This is a genomic window from Sphingobacterium alimentarium, assembly GCF_004342685.1.
In the GTDB taxonomy this organism is placed as follows: domain Bacteria; phylum Bacteroidota; class Bacteroidia; order Sphingobacteriales; family Sphingobacteriaceae; genus Sphingobacterium; species Sphingobacterium alimentarium.
In genome coordinates this window covers 67,914-88,075 of record NZ_SMBZ01000002.1, presented here as the reverse complement: position 1 = coordinate 88,075, position 20,162 = coordinate 67,914, and the positions used below count along the sequence as shown (strand labels likewise).

At 38.7% G+C, this 20,162-nt stretch carries 23 protein-coding genes and 5 tRNA genes; 16 read left to right on the top strand and 12 right to left on the bottom strand.

The window, feature by feature from the left end:
• Positions 1–2 precede the first annotated feature (2 nt).
• The gene (locus EDC17_RS01335; RefSeq protein WP_132776143.1) at positions 3–842 is read left to right on the top strand and encodes a hypothetical protein; all 840 of its coding nucleotides are present in this window, start codon (positions 3–5) and stop codon (positions 840–842) included.
• A gap of 238 nt (positions 843–1,080) precedes the next feature.
• Here EDC17_RS01335 and EDC17_RS01330 read toward each other — a convergent pair whose 3' ends face one another.
• From EDC17_RS01330 to EDC17_RS01285, 10 genes are all read right to left on the bottom strand, one after another.
• The gene (locus EDC17_RS01330; RefSeq protein WP_132776141.1) at positions 1,081–2,667 is read right to left on the bottom strand and encodes a M28 family peptidase; all 1,587 of its coding nucleotides are present in this window, start codon (positions 2,665–2,667) and stop codon (positions 1,081–1,083) included.
• Positions 2,668–2,685: 18 nt separating this feature from the next.
• Positions 2,686–3,117: a ribose 5-phosphate isomerase B gene (gene rpiB, locus EDC17_RS01325; protein ID WP_132776139.1), complete on the bottom strand. Its 432-nt coding sequence runs from the start codon at positions 3,115–3,117 to the stop codon at positions 2,686–2,688.
• An 11-nt stretch (positions 3,118–3,128) separates the two neighbouring features.
• On the bottom strand, positions 3,129–3,995 hold the full coding sequence (gene tatC / locus EDC17_RS01320) for a twin-arginine translocase subunit TatC (protein ID WP_132776137.1): 867 nt from the start codon (positions 3,993–3,995) through the stop codon (positions 3,129–3,131).
• 80 nt (positions 3,996–4,075) lie between these two features.
• Complete coding sequence (gene accC / locus EDC17_RS01315) at positions 4,076–5,434, bottom strand: acetyl-CoA carboxylase biotin carboxylase subunit (protein WP_132776135.1); 1,359 nt, start codon at positions 5,432–5,434, stop codon at positions 4,076–4,078.
• Between the two features lie 82 nt (positions 5,435–5,516).
• Positions 5,517–5,999, bottom strand: coding sequence for an acetyl-CoA carboxylase biotin carboxyl carrier protein (gene accB, locus EDC17_RS01310; RefSeq protein WP_132776133.1), 483 nt, complete (start codon positions 5,997–5,999; stop codon positions 5,517–5,519).
• A gap of 73 nt (positions 6,000–6,072) precedes the next feature.
• A complete protein-coding gene (locus EDC17_RS01305; RefSeq protein ID WP_132776131.1) occupies positions 6,073–7,062 on the bottom strand; it encodes a beta-ketoacyl-ACP synthase III in 990 nt (329 codons plus the stop codon).
• Positions 7,063–7,068: 6 nt separating this feature from the next.
• The gene (gene plsX, locus EDC17_RS01300; protein WP_132776129.1) at positions 7,069–8,007 is read right to left on the bottom strand and encodes a phosphate acyltransferase PlsX; all 939 of its coding nucleotides are present in this window, start codon (positions 8,005–8,007) and stop codon (positions 7,069–7,071) included.
• 102 nt (positions 8,008–8,109) lie between these two features.
• Positions 8,110–8,301 (bottom strand): 50S ribosomal protein L32, encoded by a 192-nt coding sequence (rpmF, locus tag EDC17_RS01295; RefSeq protein ID WP_132776127.1) that lies wholly within the window; start codon positions 8,299–8,301, stop codon positions 8,110–8,112.
• Positions 8,302–8,316: 15 nt separating this feature from the next.
• Positions 8,317–8,853: a YceD family protein gene (locus EDC17_RS01290; RefSeq protein ID WP_132776125.1), complete on the bottom strand. Its 537-nt coding sequence runs from the start codon at positions 8,851–8,853 to the stop codon at positions 8,317–8,319.
• Between the two features lie 66 nt (positions 8,854–8,919).
• A complete protein-coding gene (locus tag EDC17_RS01285; protein ID WP_132776123.1) occupies positions 8,920–9,582 on the bottom strand; it encodes an epoxyqueuosine reductase QueH in 663 nt (220 codons plus the stop codon).
• 148 nt (positions 9,583–9,730) lie between these two features.
• Here EDC17_RS01285 and EDC17_RS01280 point away from each other — a divergent pair, with 148 nt between their 5' ends.
• Positions 9,731–10,825 carry an SMP-30/gluconolactonase/LRE family protein gene (locus EDC17_RS01280; RefSeq protein ID WP_132776121.1) on the top strand — a complete coding sequence of 365 codons (1,095 nt, stop codon included), beginning with the start codon at positions 9,731–9,733 and terminating at the stop codon, positions 10,823–10,825.
• 1 nt (position 10,826) lies between these two features.
• On the opposite strand, the gene EDC17_RS01275 is transcribed toward EDC17_RS01280, so the two are convergent.
• On the bottom strand, positions 10,827–11,669 hold the full coding sequence (locus EDC17_RS01275) for a transglutaminase-like domain-containing protein (protein WP_132776120.1): 843 nt from the start codon (positions 11,667–11,669) through the stop codon (positions 10,827–10,829).
• Positions 11,670–11,763: 94 nt separating this feature from the next.
• Here EDC17_RS01275 and EDC17_RS01270 point away from each other — a divergent pair, with 94 nt between their 5' ends.
• The gene (locus EDC17_RS01270) at positions 11,764–12,180 is read left to right on the top strand and encodes a hypothetical protein (protein WP_132776118.1); all 417 of its coding nucleotides are present in this window, start codon (positions 11,764–11,766) and stop codon (positions 12,178–12,180) included.
• Positions 12,181–12,183: 3 nt separating this feature from the next.
• Here EDC17_RS01270 and EDC17_RS01265 read toward each other — a convergent pair whose 3' ends face one another.
• A complete protein-coding gene (locus EDC17_RS01265) occupies positions 12,184–13,323 on the bottom strand; it encodes a BamA/TamA family outer membrane protein (RefSeq protein WP_132776117.1) in 1,140 nt (379 codons plus the stop codon).
• A gap of 353 nt (positions 13,324–13,676) precedes the next feature.
• Between EDC17_RS01265 and EDC17_RS01260 the strand changes: the two genes are divergently transcribed.
• The 13 genes from EDC17_RS01260 (at position 13,677) to rplL (ending at position 20,051) form a co-directional block, all read left to right on the top strand.
• Positions 13,677–13,749 (top strand) — tRNA-Thr (locus tag EDC17_RS01260).
• Positions 13,750–13,772: 23 nt separating this feature from the next.
• Positions 13,773–13,853 (top strand) — tRNA-Tyr (locus EDC17_RS01255).
• 54 nt (positions 13,854–13,907) lie between these two features.
• Positions 13,908–13,980: transfer RNA gene (locus EDC17_RS01250), tRNA-Gly, on the top strand.
• An 88-nt stretch (positions 13,981–14,068) separates the two neighbouring features.
• A tRNA-Thr gene (locus tag EDC17_RS01245) sits at positions 14,069–14,140 on the top strand.
• 72 nt (positions 14,141–14,212) lie between these two features.
• Complete coding sequence (gene tuf, locus EDC17_RS01240; RefSeq protein WP_132776115.1) at positions 14,213–15,397, top strand: elongation factor Tu; 1,185 nt, start codon at positions 14,213–14,215, stop codon at positions 15,395–15,397.
• 164 nt (positions 15,398–15,561) lie between these two features.
• Positions 15,562–15,632, top strand: a tRNA-Trp gene (locus EDC17_RS01235).
• 28 nt (positions 15,633–15,660) lie between these two features.
• The gene (secE, locus tag EDC17_RS01230) at positions 15,661–15,852 is read left to right on the top strand and encodes a preprotein translocase subunit SecE (RefSeq protein ID WP_132776113.1); all 192 of its coding nucleotides are present in this window, start codon (positions 15,661–15,663) and stop codon (positions 15,850–15,852) included.
• Positions 15,853–15,873: 21 nt separating this feature from the next.
• Positions 15,874–16,419, top strand: a complete 546-nt coding sequence (nusG, locus tag EDC17_RS01225; protein ID WP_132776111.1) for a transcription termination/antitermination protein NusG — start codon at positions 15,874–15,876, stop codon at positions 16,417–16,419.
• Between the two features lie 108 nt (positions 16,420–16,527).
• The gene (locus EDC17_RS01220) at positions 16,528–17,718 is read left to right on the top strand and encodes a DUF5009 domain-containing protein (protein ID WP_132776110.1); all 1,191 of its coding nucleotides are present in this window, start codon (positions 16,528–16,530) and stop codon (positions 17,716–17,718) included.
• Positions 17,719–17,910: 192 nt separating this feature from the next.
• Positions 17,911–18,354 (top strand): 50S ribosomal protein L11, encoded by a 444-nt coding sequence (rplK, locus tag EDC17_RS01215; RefSeq protein ID WP_132776108.1) that lies wholly within the window; start codon positions 17,911–17,913, stop codon positions 18,352–18,354.
• 22 nt (positions 18,355–18,376) lie between these two features.
• On the top strand, positions 18,377–19,075 hold the full coding sequence (gene rplA, locus EDC17_RS01210) for a 50S ribosomal protein L1 (protein WP_132776106.1): 699 nt from the start codon (positions 18,377–18,379) through the stop codon (positions 19,073–19,075).
• A gap of 2 nt (positions 19,076–19,077) precedes the next feature.
• Entirely contained in the window at positions 19,078–19,596 is a 519-nt protein-coding gene (rplJ, locus tag EDC17_RS01205) for a 50S ribosomal protein L10 (protein ID WP_132776104.1), read from the top strand.
• A 77-nt stretch (positions 19,597–19,673) separates the two neighbouring features.
• On the top strand, positions 19,674–20,051 hold the full coding sequence (gene rplL / locus EDC17_RS01200) for a 50S ribosomal protein L7/L12 (RefSeq protein ID WP_002992785.1): 378 nt from the start codon (positions 19,674–19,676) through the stop codon (positions 20,049–20,051).
• Positions 20,052–20,162: the final 111 nt, after the last annotated feature.

Here is a 20,162-nt window from a genome sequence, read left to right as displayed (position 1 = left end):
CGATGAAGTATTGCTTTGTTTTATTGTTCTGTTGTGTATTATCAGGATGTTCATCCTATAAGTTTGCGAAAGAAAGTGTATTTGTAAATGATGTTGATGAATATTTTAATCATTCGCTAAAGCTGAATGTCTGGACCTATATGAATTTCTACCCTCATCAGGATGGTGAGCGTACCGGAGTTAGACTACATGATTTTTATGAAAATGATGTAGAAGTTCTGAAGAAAACTGGTTTAAAATCTAAAGGTTCAAAAGTCTTGTTTTCTGCGGTTCCCTCTGGTCTTCCTCATTATAATCTATTGGCTTTGGTTCATAATAAGCCTTTACCGCGCACAGAAGAATTTGAACGTCGGGAAGTGAATGATGAGCAATTTTATCTGGAGAAAGATTATGTGTTAGGTCAATTGGACATTCGGCATGTGGTGATTCCATTTGAGAAAGGGAAAAAGACTTTGAGCCTCGTGTATTACATTAACAAGGAAGAGCATCAAAATTGTCGGTTTTGTAAGTTGGAATATTTGGCCAAAATCAATACTTCAAACCTTCAAGATTCGAAAAAGCAGTATAGAGATAATTGGTTAATCGCTGAGAATATATCTGACACAATTGCAGATACGGATATAAAAGTCCCCGAGGGATTAGATTATAACCAAGGTAAAATCTTTCTGAAGCTATTTGCCCAGTATGAGACGCAAACGGGAATCAATTACTTCCATATATTGGATGCAAAAAGTAAGGATAGCATAGTCAAGGTGAAGTTACCGCCCAATCGCTACTTCTTAGAGTATGAGAATGAACAGCGTCAGATTATTTACCGGGATACCATTCAGGTGAAGCTATAAATAAAAAAGCTAGCAATATTCGGAGGGCACTGAAAAACTATCCAATAAAAAAGGGCTTATGAATTTTTATACTCATAAGCCCTTATCCTTTGTTTATTTGAATGCATTTAGCAACAACTCTTCAAATAAGAGATTCTCAATGGGCTAAAATATGTGCTTTTTCCCTTTTTTTGATACTCAAATTTTTGAAGAGGACTTTTTCAGTGCCCTCAATATTCGCTAGCTTTTTTTATATGTATTATCTTCCTGTGCCTTGTGCATCTTCAAGAGGCATGTCGACTACGGGTTTTTTATCACGATTAGCAATTTCCCATGTTGTGTTGAAAATTAGCTTCTCACGTTTTGTCATCATAGTGAAGTCAATCTTATCGATTGTATCTTCTGGTGTGTGGTAATGTGGGTGTAAGCCTGAGAAAAAGAATAAAGAAGGGATTCCATTCTTCGCGAAATTGTAATGATCCGAACGGTAGTACAGACGCATTGGCTCCTCAGGATGATCATAGTCATAGTCTAATTTCATTTTGATTTCAGCATTCGCTTTTTCTACGATAGGCTTTAAGTCTGTGCTTAACTTGTTTACACCGATTACGTGGATATAATTGTGATCGCCATTCAAGTGTTTGTCATCAATACGACCAATCATATCGATATTTATACAAGCAACAGTTTGTGCTAAAGGAAAGATTGGGTTCTCTACATAAAATTGCGAGCCTAATAATCCTTTTTCTTCTGCTGCTAATGCGATAAACAAAATGCTACGACGTGGACCTTTACCGTCTTTTTTTGCTTGAGCAAAAGCTTTAGCTAATTCTACGACAGCAACAGTTCCAGAACCATTATCATCGGCACCTGGAAAATAAGTTCCATCTGGCAATATTCCATCATGATCCCAGTGACCACATACGACGATAATTTCGTCTTTTAAGTCAGATCCTTCTAAGAAACCAACAACATTAGGGTCAGTGAATTTTTCTTGCTTCACACCCATAGATGCATGCAATGCTGATTTAATAACTTTAGCAGTTGATGGTGCTGCAGATTTTGTTGCGATAAATTGATCAAAACTAGTGTTTACTTTCGCTAATAATTGATCTGCAATAGATTTTTTGATATGCACTACAGGCACCGATTGTCTTTGATTTGGAGCGGCATTGCCTCTGTCCAAAGCTACGCGTCCCATCATTCCACGATTATTCATGCGTGTGATCATCGCTTCATTTTGCGAATTGACTGCCAAGATTAATTTTGGATTGAGTTTTGTCAATTCTTGAATTCTTTTGAATCGACTTGTAGACCAAGTAGACTTATCTGTTGTGCCGGTGATAAGAGATTTGCCATCCGCATCTTTTGGCTCACCTTCATTGATAACAAGCACTATTTTGCCCGTTAGGTCTGTATTTTTAAGCTCGTTGAATTTCTCGTCTTGGATACCGTAACCCACGAAGACAATTTCCTCTCCATGAAAAGTCGCATTGGTATTATCTCCTTGTATATAGAAATCTTGGCCATTGATTAAAGATTGACCCGCCAATTGGAAAGAGTCTACTTTGTAAGCGACCTGCATTAAAGCAACAGGTTGGTAATAGCTGCCGTTCACTACTGGCTTAAGGCCGAAAGACTCAAATTGTTCTGCTAAGTATTTAACAGTTTTTTTACCACCTTCTTGATTTGTTCCTCTTCCAGCGAATTCTTTGCTCGCTAGGATAGTCAAATGATCTTTTGAGGATTGCTCCGTGATGATATTAGCATACTTCGACGGATTTTGTGCTACCGTACAGCTGTATGCCAATGGCAAGATGAATAATAACGAAAAGATTTTTTTCATAATAGGTATATATAATAATTAATTACAAGCAATTTTATTTACACGAGTAGCATGTCTGCCACCTTCAAAATTTGTTGTAGTAAATGTCTGTGTGATTTTTTTTGCTAAATCCAAATCAATGAAACGAGCAGGGATACACAATACATTCGCATCATTATGCTGGCGCGCCAAAGCAGCGATTTCGTTTTGCCAAGCAATAGCCGCACGGATACCTTGATGCTTGTTGGCTGTGATAGCCACACCATTTGCACTGCCACAAATCAAGACTCCCAATTCGTTCTCTTGAGATTCTACCGAAGAAGCAACAGGATGTGCAAAATCAGGGTAATCCACAGAATCCGCTGATACTGGACCGAAATCTTGAACCTCATGTCCCAATTCCCTCAAATATTCCACTAATGTGGTTTTGTAATCAAAGCCCGCGTGATCACTACCGATTGCAATTTTCATATTATAAAATATTAGTTGTTGTAAAATTCTTTTTCTTTAGCCAGTTTTTTGCGGTGTACATTTGCCGATACCGAGATACTCAGTTCGTAGAGGATAAACATCGGCGCACTCACTGTTAATAACGTAATCACATCTGCAGTTGGCGTGATGATAGCTGCGATAATAAGGATAATCACGACAGCATATCGTCTACTGGCACGCATAAACTGTGGCGTCATCAATCCCAATTTTGATAGGATAAAGATAAGGATTGGTAGTAAAAATATAATACCACAACCCAAAGTCAATGTCGCAATAGTCGACAAATAGGAATCTATCGTAATTTGATTGGTGATTTCTTCACTTAAGGACACATTTGCCAAAAAATTCACTGATAGAGGAACTACGATATAGTAACCGAATAATGCCCCTAAAACGAATAATATCGTTGCGTAAAAAACAAAACCGCTTGCTGATTTACGTTCAATATCTGTCAATGCAGGTTTAATAAATAACCATATCTCAAATAATAAATAAGGGAATCCCATAGCTACAGCCATCAGCAGACAGGAGTTGATCTGTAACATAAACTGACCCGCCAGCTCCGTATTGATAATATTGAAAGGAATGCGCTCGACACAAAAACCATCAAGATTAAGCAGATCACCTACTTTACACATCATTCTATACGTCCAAAAATCTAGATTTTTGGGTCCCATGATTATCTGATTAAAGACAAAATCATAAAATGAGAAAGCAAGGAGTGCAAATACGAATATAGCTATGACCGAGCGGATGATGTGCCATCTCAATACTTCGAGATGTTCAAAGAAAGACATTTCTGCCTCAATACTTTTTCCTTTATTCTTTATAGCCTCAATGAGTTTTTTATTTGACATATGCAATTATAAGTAACGGAAATCAAAAATACCATTCTTTGGGATAAGAATGGTATTAATTAAATATCAACACAAAATTTTTACGCTTCTTCTTCCGGATATTCCGAAAGATCGAAACTTTCCATGAATTTTGTTGTAAAGTTACCTGCTCTGAAGTTCGGATCACGCATCAACCTTAAGTGTAATGGGATCGTTGTTTTCACACCTTCAATCACGAATTCGCTTAATGCTCTTTCCATGGTTGCAATAGCCTCTTCGCGAGTCTGCGCTACACAGATTAGTTTAGCGATCATCGAATCGTAGTTTGGTGGAATTGTATATCCAGCATATACGTGCGTATCTACCCGTACACCGTGACCTCCTGGTGAATGGAAATTGGTGATTCTTCCTGGTGAAGGACGGAAATTGTTGAATGGATCTTCGGCATTGATACGGCATTCTATGGCGTGCATAGTCGGCTCGTAACTTTTACCGGAGATCGGAATACCTGCAGCCACCTTGATTTGCTCTTTGATAAGATCAAAATTGATGACTTCTTCCGTCACAGGGTGTTCTACTTGGATACGTGTATTCATCTCCATGAAGTAGAAGTTGCGGTGCTTGTCCACCAAAAATTCAATAGTACCAGCACCTTCGTAATTCACGGCAGCTGCACCTTTGATAGCAGCCTCACCCATTTTCGCGCGCAATTCTGGCGTGATAAATGGCGATGGTGCTTCTTCCACTAATTTTTGATGACGACGTTGTATAGAACAGTCACGCTCCGAAAGGTGACATACTTTACCATATTGATCACCGATTACTTGGATCTCGATATGACGAGGTTCTTCAACGAATTTTTCAAGATATATACCATCATTGCCAAATGCTGCAGCAGCCTCTTGGCGCGCAGAATCCCAATTAGGTTCGAATTCTTCATCTTTCCAAATGATACGCATACCACGACCACCACCACCTGCAGTGGCCTTGATGATCACTGGATAACCGATTTCATTGGCTAATTTGATTCCCGTTTTTACATCTGGGATAAGACCCTCTGAGCCAGGTACCGTAGGGACACCTGCTTTTTTCATTGTTTCTTTAGCCGATGCTTTGTCTCCCATACGTTCTATCTGATTGGCTGTAGCACCAATGAATTTGATACCATATTCAGCACAGATAGCCGAGAATTTAGCATTCTCCGAAAGGAAACCATAGCCTGGATGTATTGCGTCTGCATTGGTTAATTCAGCAGCAGCAATGATATTAGGGATATTTAAATAAGAATCTTTACTTGCCGGAGGACCGATACATACCGCTTCGTCTGCAAAGCGTACGTGCAAACTGTCTTTATCAGCAGTAGAGTATACCGCTACACTTTTGATGCCCATCTCGCGACATGTGCGGATGATACGTAAAGCGATTTCTCCTCTGTTGGCTATTAATATTTTTTTGAACATAATGAATGACTAATTATACCAATGTACTAGGTGATGACAGCTAGTACTATTAAACTCAAAAAGCTGCCTAAGCAGCTAGAGATTAGCTTGGATCAACTAAGAATAATGGCTGATCGTATTCCACTGGTTGTGCGTCGTTCACTAATATTTTAACGATTTTACCAGATACTTCAGATTCAATCTCGTTGAATAATTTCATTGCTTCGATTATACACAACACTTTACCTGCCGAAATCTCATCACCTACGTTGACAAATGAACCTTTGTCTGGACCTGGTGAACGGTAGAAAGTACCAATCATTGGTGATTTCACAGTGATGAATTTAGACTCGTCATCTGCTGCCGCTGGAGCCGCAGGTGTAGATACCGCTGCTGGTTGTGCAGGAACCGCTTGTACAGGCGCTGTAGCAGGAATAGCTGCTGGAATGCTTGCCGTTACATAGGTTGGTTCTTGATTTGTCTTTATCGTGATTTTGAAATCTTTTTCCTCGATCGATACTTCATTCACACCTGATTTGGATACGAATTTAATCAAGTCTTGAATTTGTTTAATGTCCATACTCATGATAGTAGGTTTTTTCAAAATGTTAATTATTAATTAGAAATTAGTCGGTAAATATAGTAAAAAATGATGTATGCTAGTAAGCCCATTTCAAATAAACAGACCCCCAAGTAAATCCACCACCAAAAGCTGCCAATATTAAATTGTCACCTTTTTTAAGCTGATTTTCCCATTCCCAAAGACACATTGGGATAGTTGCACTCGTGGTATTGCCATATTTATGGATATTTACCATTACTTTATCTTCTGGTAATCCTGCACGCTCTGCTGTAGCGTCGATGATTCTTTTGTTGGCTTGGTGTGGTACTAACCAGGCTACATCATCTGCTGTAAGATCATTGCGTACCATGATTTCGTGTGCCACATCTGCCATGTTTGTAACAGCAAATTTGAAAACAGTACGTCCTTCTTGGTATGCGTAGTGCAATCCAGCATCTACCGTCGCATGGGAAGCAGGATTTAACGAGCCACCACCTTTTATATTAAGGAACTGTCCGCCTGAACCATCTGTTTTTAATAAAGTATCTTGTATACCGTAACCTTCTTCATTCGGCTCTAACAATACAACTCCACATCCATCACCAAATAGGATGCAAGTATTTCTGTCTTCGTAGTTTACTACTGAAGACATCTTGTCTGCGCCCACTACAAGTACTTTCTTGTGCTTGCCTGATTCGATGAATTGTACGCCTGTCGTCAAGCCAAATAAAAAGCCTGAACATGCGGCTTGCAAGTCATATCCGTAGGCTTTTGTAGCGCCAATTTTGTCTGCTAGAATGTTTGCCGTTGCTGGAAACAACATATCTGGAGTACTGGTGCAGAAGATGATTAATTCAATTTCATCTGCGGAAATACCTCTCTTTTCAAGTAGACCTTTTACTGCAGGTACAGCAAGATCTGAGGTAGCTAATCCTTCTCCTTTTAGGATACGACGTTCTTTAATACCAGTACGAGTGACGATCCATTCGTCATTCGTATCTACCATTGTTTCGAGTTCCTTGTTTGTTAATATGTAATCAGGAACATATCCGTTTACCGCCGTTATAGCTGCGTGAATTTTAGACATATAATGTTAGTTAAAAGCAGTTTTCATCTTATCGATAAATTTCGATTCGATCATACCTTTAGATAGTAATACCATATTTTTAATTGCAAGAGGCGAGGAGATACCATGACCTATAATTACAGGTGCATTTACACCTAGGATCGGGCTTCCACCATATTGCTCATAGTTGAATCTATCAAAGAAATCATCTTTAAAACCTTTTTTCAAAGTAACTACATAAAATGATTCGGCTAATTTTAGAACCACATTGCCGGTATATCCATCACAGACGTATACATCAGCATGATCCGAAAATAAATCGCGGCCTTCGGCATTGCCTATGAAATTAATTTTAGGGTTAGATTTGAGTAAAGGGTAGGTTGAGATGGTAAGAGCATTACCTTTTTCTTCTTCTTCGCCGATATTTAATAATCCGACTTTTGGATTTTCGATGCCGTATACGTATTCGGCATACAGACTTCCCAGTAGTGCAAATTGGTTTAACATTTCGGGCTTGCAGTCAGCATTCGCGCCTACATCCAAAAGAATACCGAAGCTTTCTTTGAGTTTGGGAACATTCGTGGCAATAGCAGGACGTATCACTCCTGGAATTGTTTTCACGCTGAACATGGCGCCGACCAGCATAGCACCTGTATTACCTGCGGACGAAAAAGAGTCTATTTCACCATTTTTAAGGTGTTCAAAACCTTTAGCTATGCTCGAGTTAGGTTTTTGTGTAATAGCTTTGGTGGGATGCTCGTGCATAGAGATTACTTCGGGAGCATGTACATAATCAAATAATGAAGGATCTGCTCCGGCCTCTGCTATGCGTTTAATGGTGTCTTCTTGGTCTCCAAACAAAACTAATCGTTGGTCTCCCGAAAGACTTTTTTGTGCTTCAATAGCACCTAAAATAGTTGATTTAGGGGCATAATCCCCTCCAAGAACGTCTAATCCTATCTTCATCCGTTATTATTTTTCTACTTCAATAATACGCAAAAACATCCCAAAGTAAAGCAAAAAAATAAATTTTTCACTTAATTTGGGATGTTTTATCTAAAGATATTTTTAGACAGCTGTAGCGCTTTCAACGATTAATTTACCGTTGTAATATAAGTTGCCATCAACTTCGTACGCTTTGTGTGGTACGTGTACAGCACCTGTTTCTTTACATACTGTCAATGTAGGTCTCTCAGCCTTATAGTGCGTTCTTCTTTTGTCTCTTCTTGATTTCGAAGTTTTACGTTTTGGATGTGCCATCTCGTATTATGTTTTTTAATTGTTTTTAATATTCTTTAGTGCTGCCCAACGCGGGTCAATGTTTTCTGTCTCAATATCCGATTGAGTATCTTCTTCTGTACTGATTTTTGCCAGCATTTCAGGATCGCAGGTGATGTTTACACCTTGCTCAGAACACTTAGCGTAATAAGGTACTTGAACATTGATGTACTCGTACAACAGCGTCGCTATATCTAGCTCGTGATCTGTCTTGTTCAAGATAATAACCTCATCTGTCTCTTGGTCCCATTCTTCATTTACAAATTTCACTATCAAGCGTTCTTGAAATGAAACTGGGGCGTCGAATTCGGCTAAGCATACATCGCAAGTAAGTTTGATCGTACCGTTGATGTCAAAATTGACAATTAGCATACCCTCTTGTTTTTGAAGAGATACTTTTGCTGTCAATTCACCCTTTTTTACTAATGAATGCTCGTAGCAGTCAAAGAACTTATCGTTTATCTCAAACTCAAAATCGTGTTTTCCCGCCGCTAGTCCCGAAAAGGGAATTCTATATTGTTTTAGATACTTCACAATCTTGTATTTGAGCCTGCAAAATTAATGTTTTAAATTTAAGGATGCAATTATTTTATGAAATAATTATTCTTCATCCCCATAATATTTGACACCCAATTCGATTTTATCACGGCCATTTGCCATACGCCACTTATTGGTGTCGCGAAGGGAATATGCACAGCCACAGTACTCTTGCATATAGAATTTCTCTCTCTTGCTGATTTCAAGCATGCGAGAAGAACCTCCTTTTTTGCGCCAGTTGAATGTCCAATATTCCATATTAGGGTGACGCGAAGCAGCACGCAGACCACAGTCATTGATTTGCTCCATGTTTTTCCATCTTGAAATACCTAATGAGCTCGATATTACGTCAAATCCGTTGGCTGCAGCATACTCTGCTGTTTTCTCGAAGCGCATATCAAAGCACATTGTGCATCTGCTTCCTCTTTCAGGCTCGTGCTCCATACCTTTGGCCAATTCGAACCAATGATCCACATCATAGTCTGCATCTATAAAAGGAATATTGTGTTTCTCCGCAAAACGTATGTTTTCTTCTTTACGGATGTCATATTCCTTGCGTGGATGTATGTTCGGATTGTAGAAGTATATGGTGAAATCTATATCCGAAGAGATTAAAGCCTCCATCACCTCGCCCGCACAGGGGGCACAGCAGGAGTGCAAAAGCAATTTTTTGCCTTCGTTAGGAAGTTCCAGTTTTTCTCTTACTAATTCTTTTTTAGTATCCATATCGATTATGATATTCCTTTGCAATTTTACGGAAATCTTATGGCTTTTAAAAGTTATTTCAATATTGTCGCGTTTAGATTAGTATTTTCGTATGAATTGTTACACGCAAAAATTATACATTTGTATTCATTGAACTTAGGTTAATTATATGTGCAGAAATATTTTATTCTATATTGTACCCTTATTATTCATAGGTTTCGCTTCTTGTCAGCGTGACGACGATGAGCCTGCTGTGAATCCAAATAAAATTATCTCCAGATTATATGTGTCGACTTCGGATTATGAGCCGGGGGCCGCTACGCAGGTTAATAACATCTGGGTAATTGACTCTGCTGCTAGTGAGAATTCATTTGCTGCGCTAACATCTTATGGCTCTACCGTGCGGGGAGGACGCACTATTCATTTTTCACCGTTGAATAGTGGTGCACTATTTCAGGCTGGTATCAACACGCCAGGATTGAATGATACAGCTATCCACGTGTTGCGTATTAATGATGCCGGGGTAGTCTCACCATCTGGCAGGCTAGCAAACAGAAAATTTGATAACGTACGTGGATTGTTTCACACCATCGTCAATAGTGGTATTAATGCAAGTTCTGAATTTTTGCTGGCCTTGAATCAAGGTGCTGGGAATCAATTCGGCGATTTATTCGTTTTTCTGAATCCACGGAACTCAGGAGGATTTAAAGTTCCAAACTTTAGAGTGCCCTTAAATTTCGTTCCATGGGGGATGTATATTGATGAGAAGGATGTTTTAATGGTGAAGACGGGTAATGAAGGCGGTTTAGTCGTGTTTAATAATATGACCAATCAATTTGTAGAAAAAACGGACTCTATTCTGAATATCACACCATCATACACACTGACCGTGACCGGATCGAGAAATCTACGTGGCATGGCGTATTCCAAAATAAAGGATATAATGGTATTGACAGACTACGAGGGTACCGGAAGTGCTGTTGGTGATGGTCGTATTTTGATTTTTGAGAATTTTTCATCGCATGTATCTAATAAAAATATTGTACCTACTCGTGTGATTAGCGGTGTAGCAACAAACCTCACGCGACCGATGGATATCGCTATCGATCCACTCGAGGATGGGAAGTATATATATGTAGCAGATTCACAAGCCAAGTTGGTCCTGCGCTTTGAAATTACAGACGAAGGTAATGTGGCGCCGAATAAATCACTTAATTTGAATGGTGCAACCCCTGCCGGATTATCTTTGGATTCGCGGAATTAGATTATTCTTCTATAATTTTTAACAAGATATCGATTTCCTCCTTTTTCTGAGGATTTCCCATATTATCATAAGCCATTATTAAATTGCGAAGCACGCGTTTGATAATGGCTTTATTCGTACATGGCATCGTATATTCTTCGCTCAGTGGCAGATCCAATTGTTTCAAGAAGGAATATATATCATTCTCATGCATGATCTGCCCTCTATTGAAAGGGTTGATATAGAACAATGGTGGCTGACTTAGGTCTTCCACATATGCAGTGATGAAATGCTTGGGCAGATTGACGCCATAGATCGGTATATCCAATTGCTGGGCAATGATACTATAGATGCACGAAAGCGAAATGGGATTACCGCGTTTGCTCTCCAGCACTTTATGAATGAATGAGTTTTGAGGGTCGTGATAATTTGTTGTGTTGCCTGAAAGGCCATACTCTCTAAAAAGGATGTTGTTGAGTAATTTTACCTTTTCTACGGGGCTCATATCATACATGAGCTGAAACCACGCATTTCTCTTGAGGTCAGCCAAGGTCAGGAATACATTACTTTCGTCCAGGTTAGGATATTGATATCGATTGACGATCAGCAGTCCGTCCAATAAGTCTTCACTGTTTTTTAAATCCCATAATTGTAAATCGTTTTTGATTTGATCAAATTGGATTTTATGAATGATATTTTCAATCCTTGTTTGGGATAATGGGTCAAACGAAGACTCCCAAGACGCTTCCAATTGAGGAATAACTTCCGGACCAAAAGTAATAAGCTGCTGCTCAACATGGTTGAAAATCTCCATATCTGGATCATCTAAGAGGGATATTATCGCTTTAAGTTCTTGTTCATTCATTATATAAATTTAATAAAATAGATTAACTTAAAAAACAATATGCGGTTTTTGAATCAAGCATGACAATATTTGTATTTTTGCTTCCATGTTTTATTTGCTTAAAAAACTAGCTCATTATTTGACGGCCAATAGTAGACATGGGACCCATTCGCCTTTTGTGTATACACTTGCTGATGAGTTAATTTATAATAAGAACATTTCGCGCAGCTTTTCGTTGATAGATGATATACAGTGGTACTATATGCAGCAATTGCATAAGCAGAAAGAAGATTTTCTGGTGTTAAGCTTAAAGGATATATCGGTAGATGAAATAGCCGTACTGCAAGAAGATTACTTTATGATTTTTTTGAAAGATGTACATAGGGGAGAAGCGGAGAACCTTTGGGCTGCTATGCAGGCTGACCAACGATTCATTGTGCTGATTGACTTCTTTGAATTTGGGGTGCTGTGCAAGCGGACCGAACAACCCAAAGAAACCTTTAAATTGCGTTATCCTTACAGATTGTATTAAATTCTAAAAAGCTTCGCTTATACTTAGGTAAAATCCAGATTGTCTTTCCTCGCCGGCTCTCTTTTCGCCAAATGCATAGTCTAATCGGATGCTGCTGCTATGCTGTATGCTGTAGAAGTAGCGGAATCCTCCTCCATATGTCGGCACAAAACGCGCTTTGTGCTGTTCGGAAAAAGTGGTGCCTGTACCGAGGAAACCCATGATGCCAAATCGCGGGTGAAAACGGTAGCGCAACTCGGCTTGCGTCGCGAAGTAATTTTTGTCTTTGTAGCGTCCGAGGTAATAACCGCGCATAGTCATGTCCCCTCCTAAGTCGCGCATAGCATAGAAAGGTGTTTGCGTACCATATGTGCCTCGGTATACCGCCTGTGCCGCAAGATTGATCTTTTCGTGCAAAGGATGAAACGCTCTTACATCTGCTTCAAATAATGATCCTGTAAAATCTGTTTCGCTAAATAGGTCAGGAGCCAATGCATATTTGAGTCGGCTATAGATTCCTTTATTGGTGTAAGTAGTCACATCGCGCGTATCATATAAAGCGGAAACTCCGAAAGTCATGTATTGGCCTCCCGTTTTGCCCAAGATACTGTGGGATTCGAATATGCCTCCAGCTTCTACGTCTTTGATTTTGTAATTGTCATAGCTGGCATTCACCCCAAGATACAGATTTGGTATAACTCTTTTCTCCACATCTACCTTGGCTCTATATAAGGTTTGGTCTAGATAATCTTCGTCGGCTTTCCAAGTTTCGTTACCTAAGCCATAAAAATTAAAGGGCCAGTCCCGCGCACGCAATTCCAATAAGACGTGGTAATCATTGTTTTTAGTCCAAAGGTCGGCATTGAGATTTATTTTCTTTTGGCTTTTGGTGGTAATGGTGCTGATGAGGGTGATGTTGGAGGTACGGCTGTTTATATCTTGTTTGTCGAGATAGAAGTCGTAGGTGGCAGCGACACCGAATTCGGCTCCTGTCTCTTGTGCGTAAGCAAAGGCGGGAAGTATGAAAAAGCTGGCTTTACGTGTGCTGTCTTTCTCCGTAGAAAATGCTTTTTTGATGATTTTTTGGATTAAATTATCGGATTGCTGCGCTTGTGCGGGCAATAGTAGGATTGTGCTAAAAAAAAATATTAAAACTTTTTTCATATAACATTTGCTAAAAATCAACGTTTCAAATATAAATTAAAACATTTTAACCGGGCTGATTTATTTATTGTCAAAAAATTATTGTTCTGCATATCAGGTTAATGACTTTTAGAGGTGTATTTTTTTAAGTAAATATTTTTGAAATGTAAATCCTGTGTCTATCTTTGCATCATCAAAAACGAACAGTATCGGTCAGATTAACGGGGTTTTTTGGTTGTGTTCTTTAAGAAATAAGTAAGAAAAAGTTTTTAATAAATTCTCTTGCAAATTTGAAATGAATTTTTCTATCTTTGCACCAGCTACTCCGGGAGAGTAGATGTTCTTCGAGAGTTTGATAAGACAAAGAAATAAAAGCCTCCTTAGCTCAGCTGGTAGAGCAACTGACTTGTAATCAGTAGGTCATTGGTTCGATTCCGATAGGAGGCTCAAATGTGAGACATCACAGGTCTGGAGGGGTTCCAGAGCGGTCAAATGGGACGGACTGTAAATCCGTTGCTTCGGCTTCGAAGGTTCGAATCCTTCTCCCTCCACACTAAATTGTTGTTTACAATTTAAGTCATAAAAAATTGAGATTGTAAACAAAAGCGGAAGTAGCTCAGTTGGTAGAGCGATAGCCTTCCAAGCTATAGGTCGCGAGTTCGAACCTCGTCTTCCGCTCTTAATTTTCAAGGTTTTTCAGTCTCTATCTTTCATGGTCAAAATGTGTAAGGTGGAGGCATAATTCCGTAAATAAGCTTTTATAAAAGCCGAAGTAGCTCAGGGGTAGAGCACTTCCTTGGTAAGGAAGAGGTCGTGGGTTCAAATCCCATCTTTGGCTCGATACAATAAGTTTATTATTTTTGTAAAGAATTTAATAAGAAATATTTAATAATTACTAATTCGCATAAACATGGCAAAAGAGAAATTTGACCGTAGTAAACCGCACTTAAACATAGGTACAATCGGTCACGTTGACCACGGTAAAACTACTACAACTGCAGCTATCACTAAAGTATTAGCTGATAAAGGTTTATCAGAAGCTCGTTCATTTGATTCAATTGACTCTGCTCCTGAAGAAAAAGAACGTGGTATCACTATTAACACAGCGCACGTTGAGTATTCAACAGCTAACCGTCACTATGCACACGTTGACTGTCCAGGTCACGCCGATTACGTGAAAAACATGGTAACTGGTGCTGCTCAGATGGACGGTGCTATCATCGTAGTTGCTGCTACTGATGGTCCTATGCCTCAAACTCGTGAGCACATCTTATTGGCTCGCCAAGTAGGTGTTCCTGCGTTAGTAGTATTCATGAACAAAACTGACTTAGTTGATGATCCAGAATTATTAGACTTAGTTGAAATGGAAGTTCGTGAATTATTATCATTCTACGAATTCCCAGGTGATGATATTCCTGTAATCAAAGGTTCTGCTTTAGGTGCATTGAATGGTGAGCCTGAGTGGGTTGAAAAAATCATGGAATTAATGGATGCTGTAGATAACTACATTCCAATTCCTCCACGTTTGACTGACTTACCTTTCTTGATGCCTATCGAGGACGTATTCTCAATCACTGGTCGTGGTACAGTTGCTACAGGTCGTATCGAAAGAGGTGTAATCAACTCTGGTGATCCAGTTGAAATCTTAGGTATGGGTGCTGAGAACTTAAAATCTACAGTAACTGGTGTTGAGATGTTCCGTAAAATCTTAGATTACGGTGAGGCTGGTGATAACGTAGGTTTATTGTTACGTGGTATTGAGAAAACTGATATCAAACGTGGTATGGTTATCGTTAAACCAGGTACAGTAACTCCTCACGATCACTTCAAAGCTGAGGTTTACGTATTATCAAAAGCAGAAGGTGGTCGTCACACGCCATTCTTCAACAAATACCGTCCTCAATTCTATTTCCGTACAACTGACGTAACAGGTGAAATCTCTTTACCAGAAGGTACTGAAATGGTTATGCCAGGTGATAACGTTACAATCACTGTTAAATTGATTAACGCAATCGCAATGGAAAAAGGTCTACGTTTCGCTATCCGTGAAGGTGGTCGTACAGTAGGTGCTGGTCAGGTAACTGAAATTATCTAGTCTTTATTGATTAAATAATAAAATATAAAATAAGCTAATTAGCTGATGCTGATTAGCTTATTTTTTTCAAGACAAATACTGTTCTTTATACAATAAAAAAAAGCAAAAAATATTTGGTCTAATGCACTTAGAACACTATATTTGCATCACAAAATAAGAAATACACGGGCATAGTTTAAAGGTAGAACGAAGGTCTCCAAAACCTTTGGTCTGGGTTCGAGTCCTGGTGCCCGTGCTAAATAACTTAAATAAATAATCATACAATGGCTAAAGTACTTGATTTTTTTAAAGAGTCTTATCAAGAGATTACTGAGAAGGTTACCTGGCCTACTTGGGCTCAGTTGCAAAATCATGCAATAGTAGTACTTGTAGCTTCGTTGATCATAGCTTTATTAATATTGGTAATGGACAAGGCTTCAAGTAATGTATTGGAGTTATTTTACGGAACTAACTAAAGTTTTATCTCAAAAGATATTATGGCTGATCAAAGTTTAAAATGGTACGTAGTACGTGCTGTAAGTGGTAAAGAGAAGAAGGTAAAGCAATATATTGAAGCGGAAGTAAACAGATTAGGTATCCAAAATTTAGTACCTCAGGTTTTAATTCCCATGGAGAAGTATTACCAAATGCGCGACGGTAAGAAAGTAGCTAAAGAGCGTAACTACTATCCTGGATATGTGTTGATTGAAGCTGCATTGGATGGAGAGATCGAGCACGCTATCAAAAATTTGAATAGTGTAATAGGTTTCTTAGGTGATAAATCAGGCGTAGCCATTCCTTTGCGTCCAGCGGAGGTAAATAGAATCTTAGGTAAGGTCGATGAGATGGCCGAGCAAGGTGAGTCTATCAACGTTGCTTATTATGTAGGAGAATCGGTGAAAGTAACTGACGGTCCTTTCAACGGTTTCACAGGTGAAATCGAAGAAGTACACGAGGATAAGAAAAAATTAACGGTAATGGTTAAGGTTTTCGGTCGTAAGACTCCACTTGAGCTAAACTACATGCAAGTAGAAAAAGAATAACATAAATACTATTTATAAAAATACACAAGGCTTCTTATTCCAAATAAGAAGCCTTTCTCATTTATAATGGGAATGAGTATATTTACCCAACCTAAATTATCCAGTTGCATGAGTTCTCCTAAGACACGTTTGCTTTCCATTGATATGATGCGGGGTTTTACCCTTTTTTTGATGTTGTTTGTTAACGATCTCTATATTCCCGGTGTACCGAAATGGCTCCTGCATACAGAGGCGCATGAGGACGGAATGGGCTTGGCAGATTGGGTCTTTCCGGGCTTTTTGTTTATGGTCGGAATTTCTATTCCCTTTGCTATTGCTAATCGTCAGAAGATAGGTGAGTCCTTATCTGTAATTACCAGACATATACTGTTGCGGGCAGGTAGTTTGATCCTAATCAGCTTGCTCTTATTCAATAAGGGATCCTTGAATGTCGAAGTAGTAGGTGTGAGCAAGTTTGCTTGGGCACTGTTGTTGTTTGTGGTAATTTTTTTGGTATGGAATCAATATCCCAGGAGTGAGAAGTATAATAAGCTATTTACCATACTCCAAGGGATAGGTATAGTGCTCTTAGCAGGTGTGCTGCTGTTTTTCCGGTCAGGAACAATAGAGGAGGTCGGTTGGATGCAACGTGGATGGTGGGGTATATTGGGACTGATAGGCTGGGGGTATCTCGTTGGAGCATTGGCGAGTCTCTGGTGTAGAGATAGTCTATTTAAGTGTGGTATTCTGGTTGTGTTTTTTCTAGGTCTTAATATTCTTTATTGTGCAAAGCTTCTAGGTTTTGTGGATTTTCTGATGCCTGTATTTAATGTTATTATCGAAGGTAATATTCCATTTATTGTACTGATGGGTGTTCTTGTTGGTTTATTAATCAAAAAAGCAAAAACTCTTCCAACCGTTCTTTTGCGCAATGTAATTGTGTTAGGTATTTTATGCCTAGTCATAGGTTTTTTATTACGCAATTGGTTTGTTATATCAAAGATCTATGCAACGCCAAGCTGGGGATTGATCTGTACAGGGATTAGCTTACTGTTGTTTGCTTTATTTTATTATATCGTAGATGTCAAACAAAATTATAGCGGGCTGAAGTTGTTTGAGCGTGCTGGACAGAATTCCTTAACGACATACATTCTTCCGGATATAGTCTATTTAATTATTTGGACCTATGGTCTGCCCATATTTTTCTACAAATATTTGGGTAATCCTATTTGGTGTATTGTAGGATCATTAGTATGGTCATATGTGATGCTTTGGCTGGCCGTGGGCCTGTCGAAAATCAATATTCGTCTGAAACTGTGAGGGTGTAGGACCTAGGATTTATTTGAATAAAAAAATATTTATGCTGTACTATTTTGTGATTCAAATATTCTTATTATCTTTGCACCTCGTTTAGTTGCGAAAACTCTAGTTTAGTAGCTGACGAAAAAGTAAATGTTACGTTATTGCTTCCAACTTACTAACAAACATTTAACAAATTAAATTCAAAACAAAATGGCAAAAGAAGTCAGTGCGTTAGTAAAATTACAAGTAAAGGGCGGTGCAGCAAATCCATCTCCTCCAGTAGGACCTGCTTTAGGTGCTAAAGGTGTGAATATCATGGATTTCTGTAAGCAGTTCAATGCTCGTACGCAAGACAAACCAGGACAAGTATTGCCCGTTGTTATCACTGTTTATGCTGATAAATCATTTGATTTTATCATTAAAACTCCACCAGTAGCAGTTCAATTAAAAGATGCTGCTAAATTGAAAAGTGGATCAGGCGAGCCAAATCGTAAGAAAGTTGCTTCTATTACATGGGAGCAAGTGGAGACGATCGCTAAAGATAAAATGACAGATTTGAATGCATTCACTGTTGAAGCGGCAATGAGTATGGTGGCTGGAACGGCTCGTAGTATGGGTATCACTGTTGCAGGTGACGCTCCTTGGAAAAATTAATTAACGAAATCAGTTTAAGAAAGTGGCTAGATTAACAAAAAATCAAAAAGCGGCACTATCCAAAATTGAAGCTGGTAAAGCGTATACTTTAGCGGATGCTGCGGCATTAGTTAAAGAGATTACTACAACTAAATTTGATGCTTCAGTGGATATCGACGTACGTTTGGGCGTAGATCCACGTAAAGCGAATCAGATGGTTCGTGGTATTGCGACATTACCTCACGGAACTGGTAAGACTGTTCGCGTTTTAGCATTAGTAACTCCTGACAAGGAAGAAGAAGCTAAAGCAGCAGGTGCAGATTACGTAGGTCTAGATGAGTACATCAGCAAGATTGAAGGTGGTTGGACTGACGTTGACATTATCATCACTATGCCTTCGGTAATGGCTAAAGTAGGTAAATTGGGTCGTATTTTAGGTCCAAGAAACTTAATGCCAAATCCTAAGACTGGTACAGTAACTACAGAAGTAGGTAAAGCTGTAACAGACGTAAAAGGCGGTAAGATCGATTTTAAAGTTGACAAAACAGGTATCATCCATACTTCAGTAGGAAAAGTGTCTTTCCCGGCGGAGAAGATTTATGAGAATGCATTAGAAGTATTGCAAGTAATCTCAAAATTAAAACCTTCAGCAGCTAAGGGAACATACTTCAAGAGTATCCATATCTCATCAACAATGAGTCCGGGTATTCATGTAGAAACTAAATCAGTAGCAGGTATTTAATCATGAGAAAAGAAGAAAAACAAGAAATTGTTCAAGCTTTAGCAGAGCAGATTAAATCTTACGGTAACTTCTATATTACTGATACTGCTGATTTAACTGTTGAAAAAATCAACGGAATTCGCCGTAAATGTTTCGACGCAGGTATTATCATGCAAGTGGCTAAAAACACTTTAATTGAGAAAGCCCTAATCGAAGCAGGTATCGAATCAGAAGAATTAGTAGGTGTATTGAAAGGTGCTTCTACATTATTATTCTCTGAGTCAGGTAATGCTCCAGCGAAATTGATTAAAGAATTACGTAAAGCAGGTGACAAGCCAGTATTAAAAGCAGCTTATATTCAAGAGACAGCTTTTGTTGGTGATGATCAATTGAATGCATTAGTAAGTCTTAAATCGAAAGAAGAGCTTATAGCAGACGTTATCGCGGCACTTCAATCTCCAGCGAAAAATGTTATCTCTGCTCTTTCATCGGGTGGAAATACAATCTCTGGCGTATTAAAAGCTTTAGAACAAAGAGGTTAACGAAAACCTTCTAGATAAAAAAAATCGTAGTTTAATTAACAATATTTTTTAAAAGAACATTCAAAAATCAAAATAAAATGGCAGATTTAAAACAACTTGCTGAACAGTTAGTTAACTTAACAGTAAAAGAAGTTAAAGAACTAGCTGATATCTTAAAAGACGAGTACGGTATCGAGCCTGCTGCTGCTGCTGTTGCAGTTGCTGCTGCTCCAGCTGAAGGTGGCGCTGCTGCTGCTGAAGAGAAAACTTCATTTGACGTTATCTTGAAAGAAGCTGGTGGTCAAAAATTAGCTGTAGTTAAATTAGTAAAAGACTTAGCTGGTTTAGGATTGAAAGAAGCTAAAGATTTAGTGGACGGTGCTCCTAAAGAATTGAAAGCTGGTGTTTCTAAAGACGAAGCTGAAGCTTTGAAAAAACAATTAGAAGAAGCTGGTGCTGTAGTTGAGATTAAATAATTTCAAATACCACCAAAACGAGATTAGACTCTGATATTTTATCAGAGTCTATTCCCGTTTTAATATATAATAAGCTTTTCATGTGTATGCTGTCGCATGTATGAGCACTCA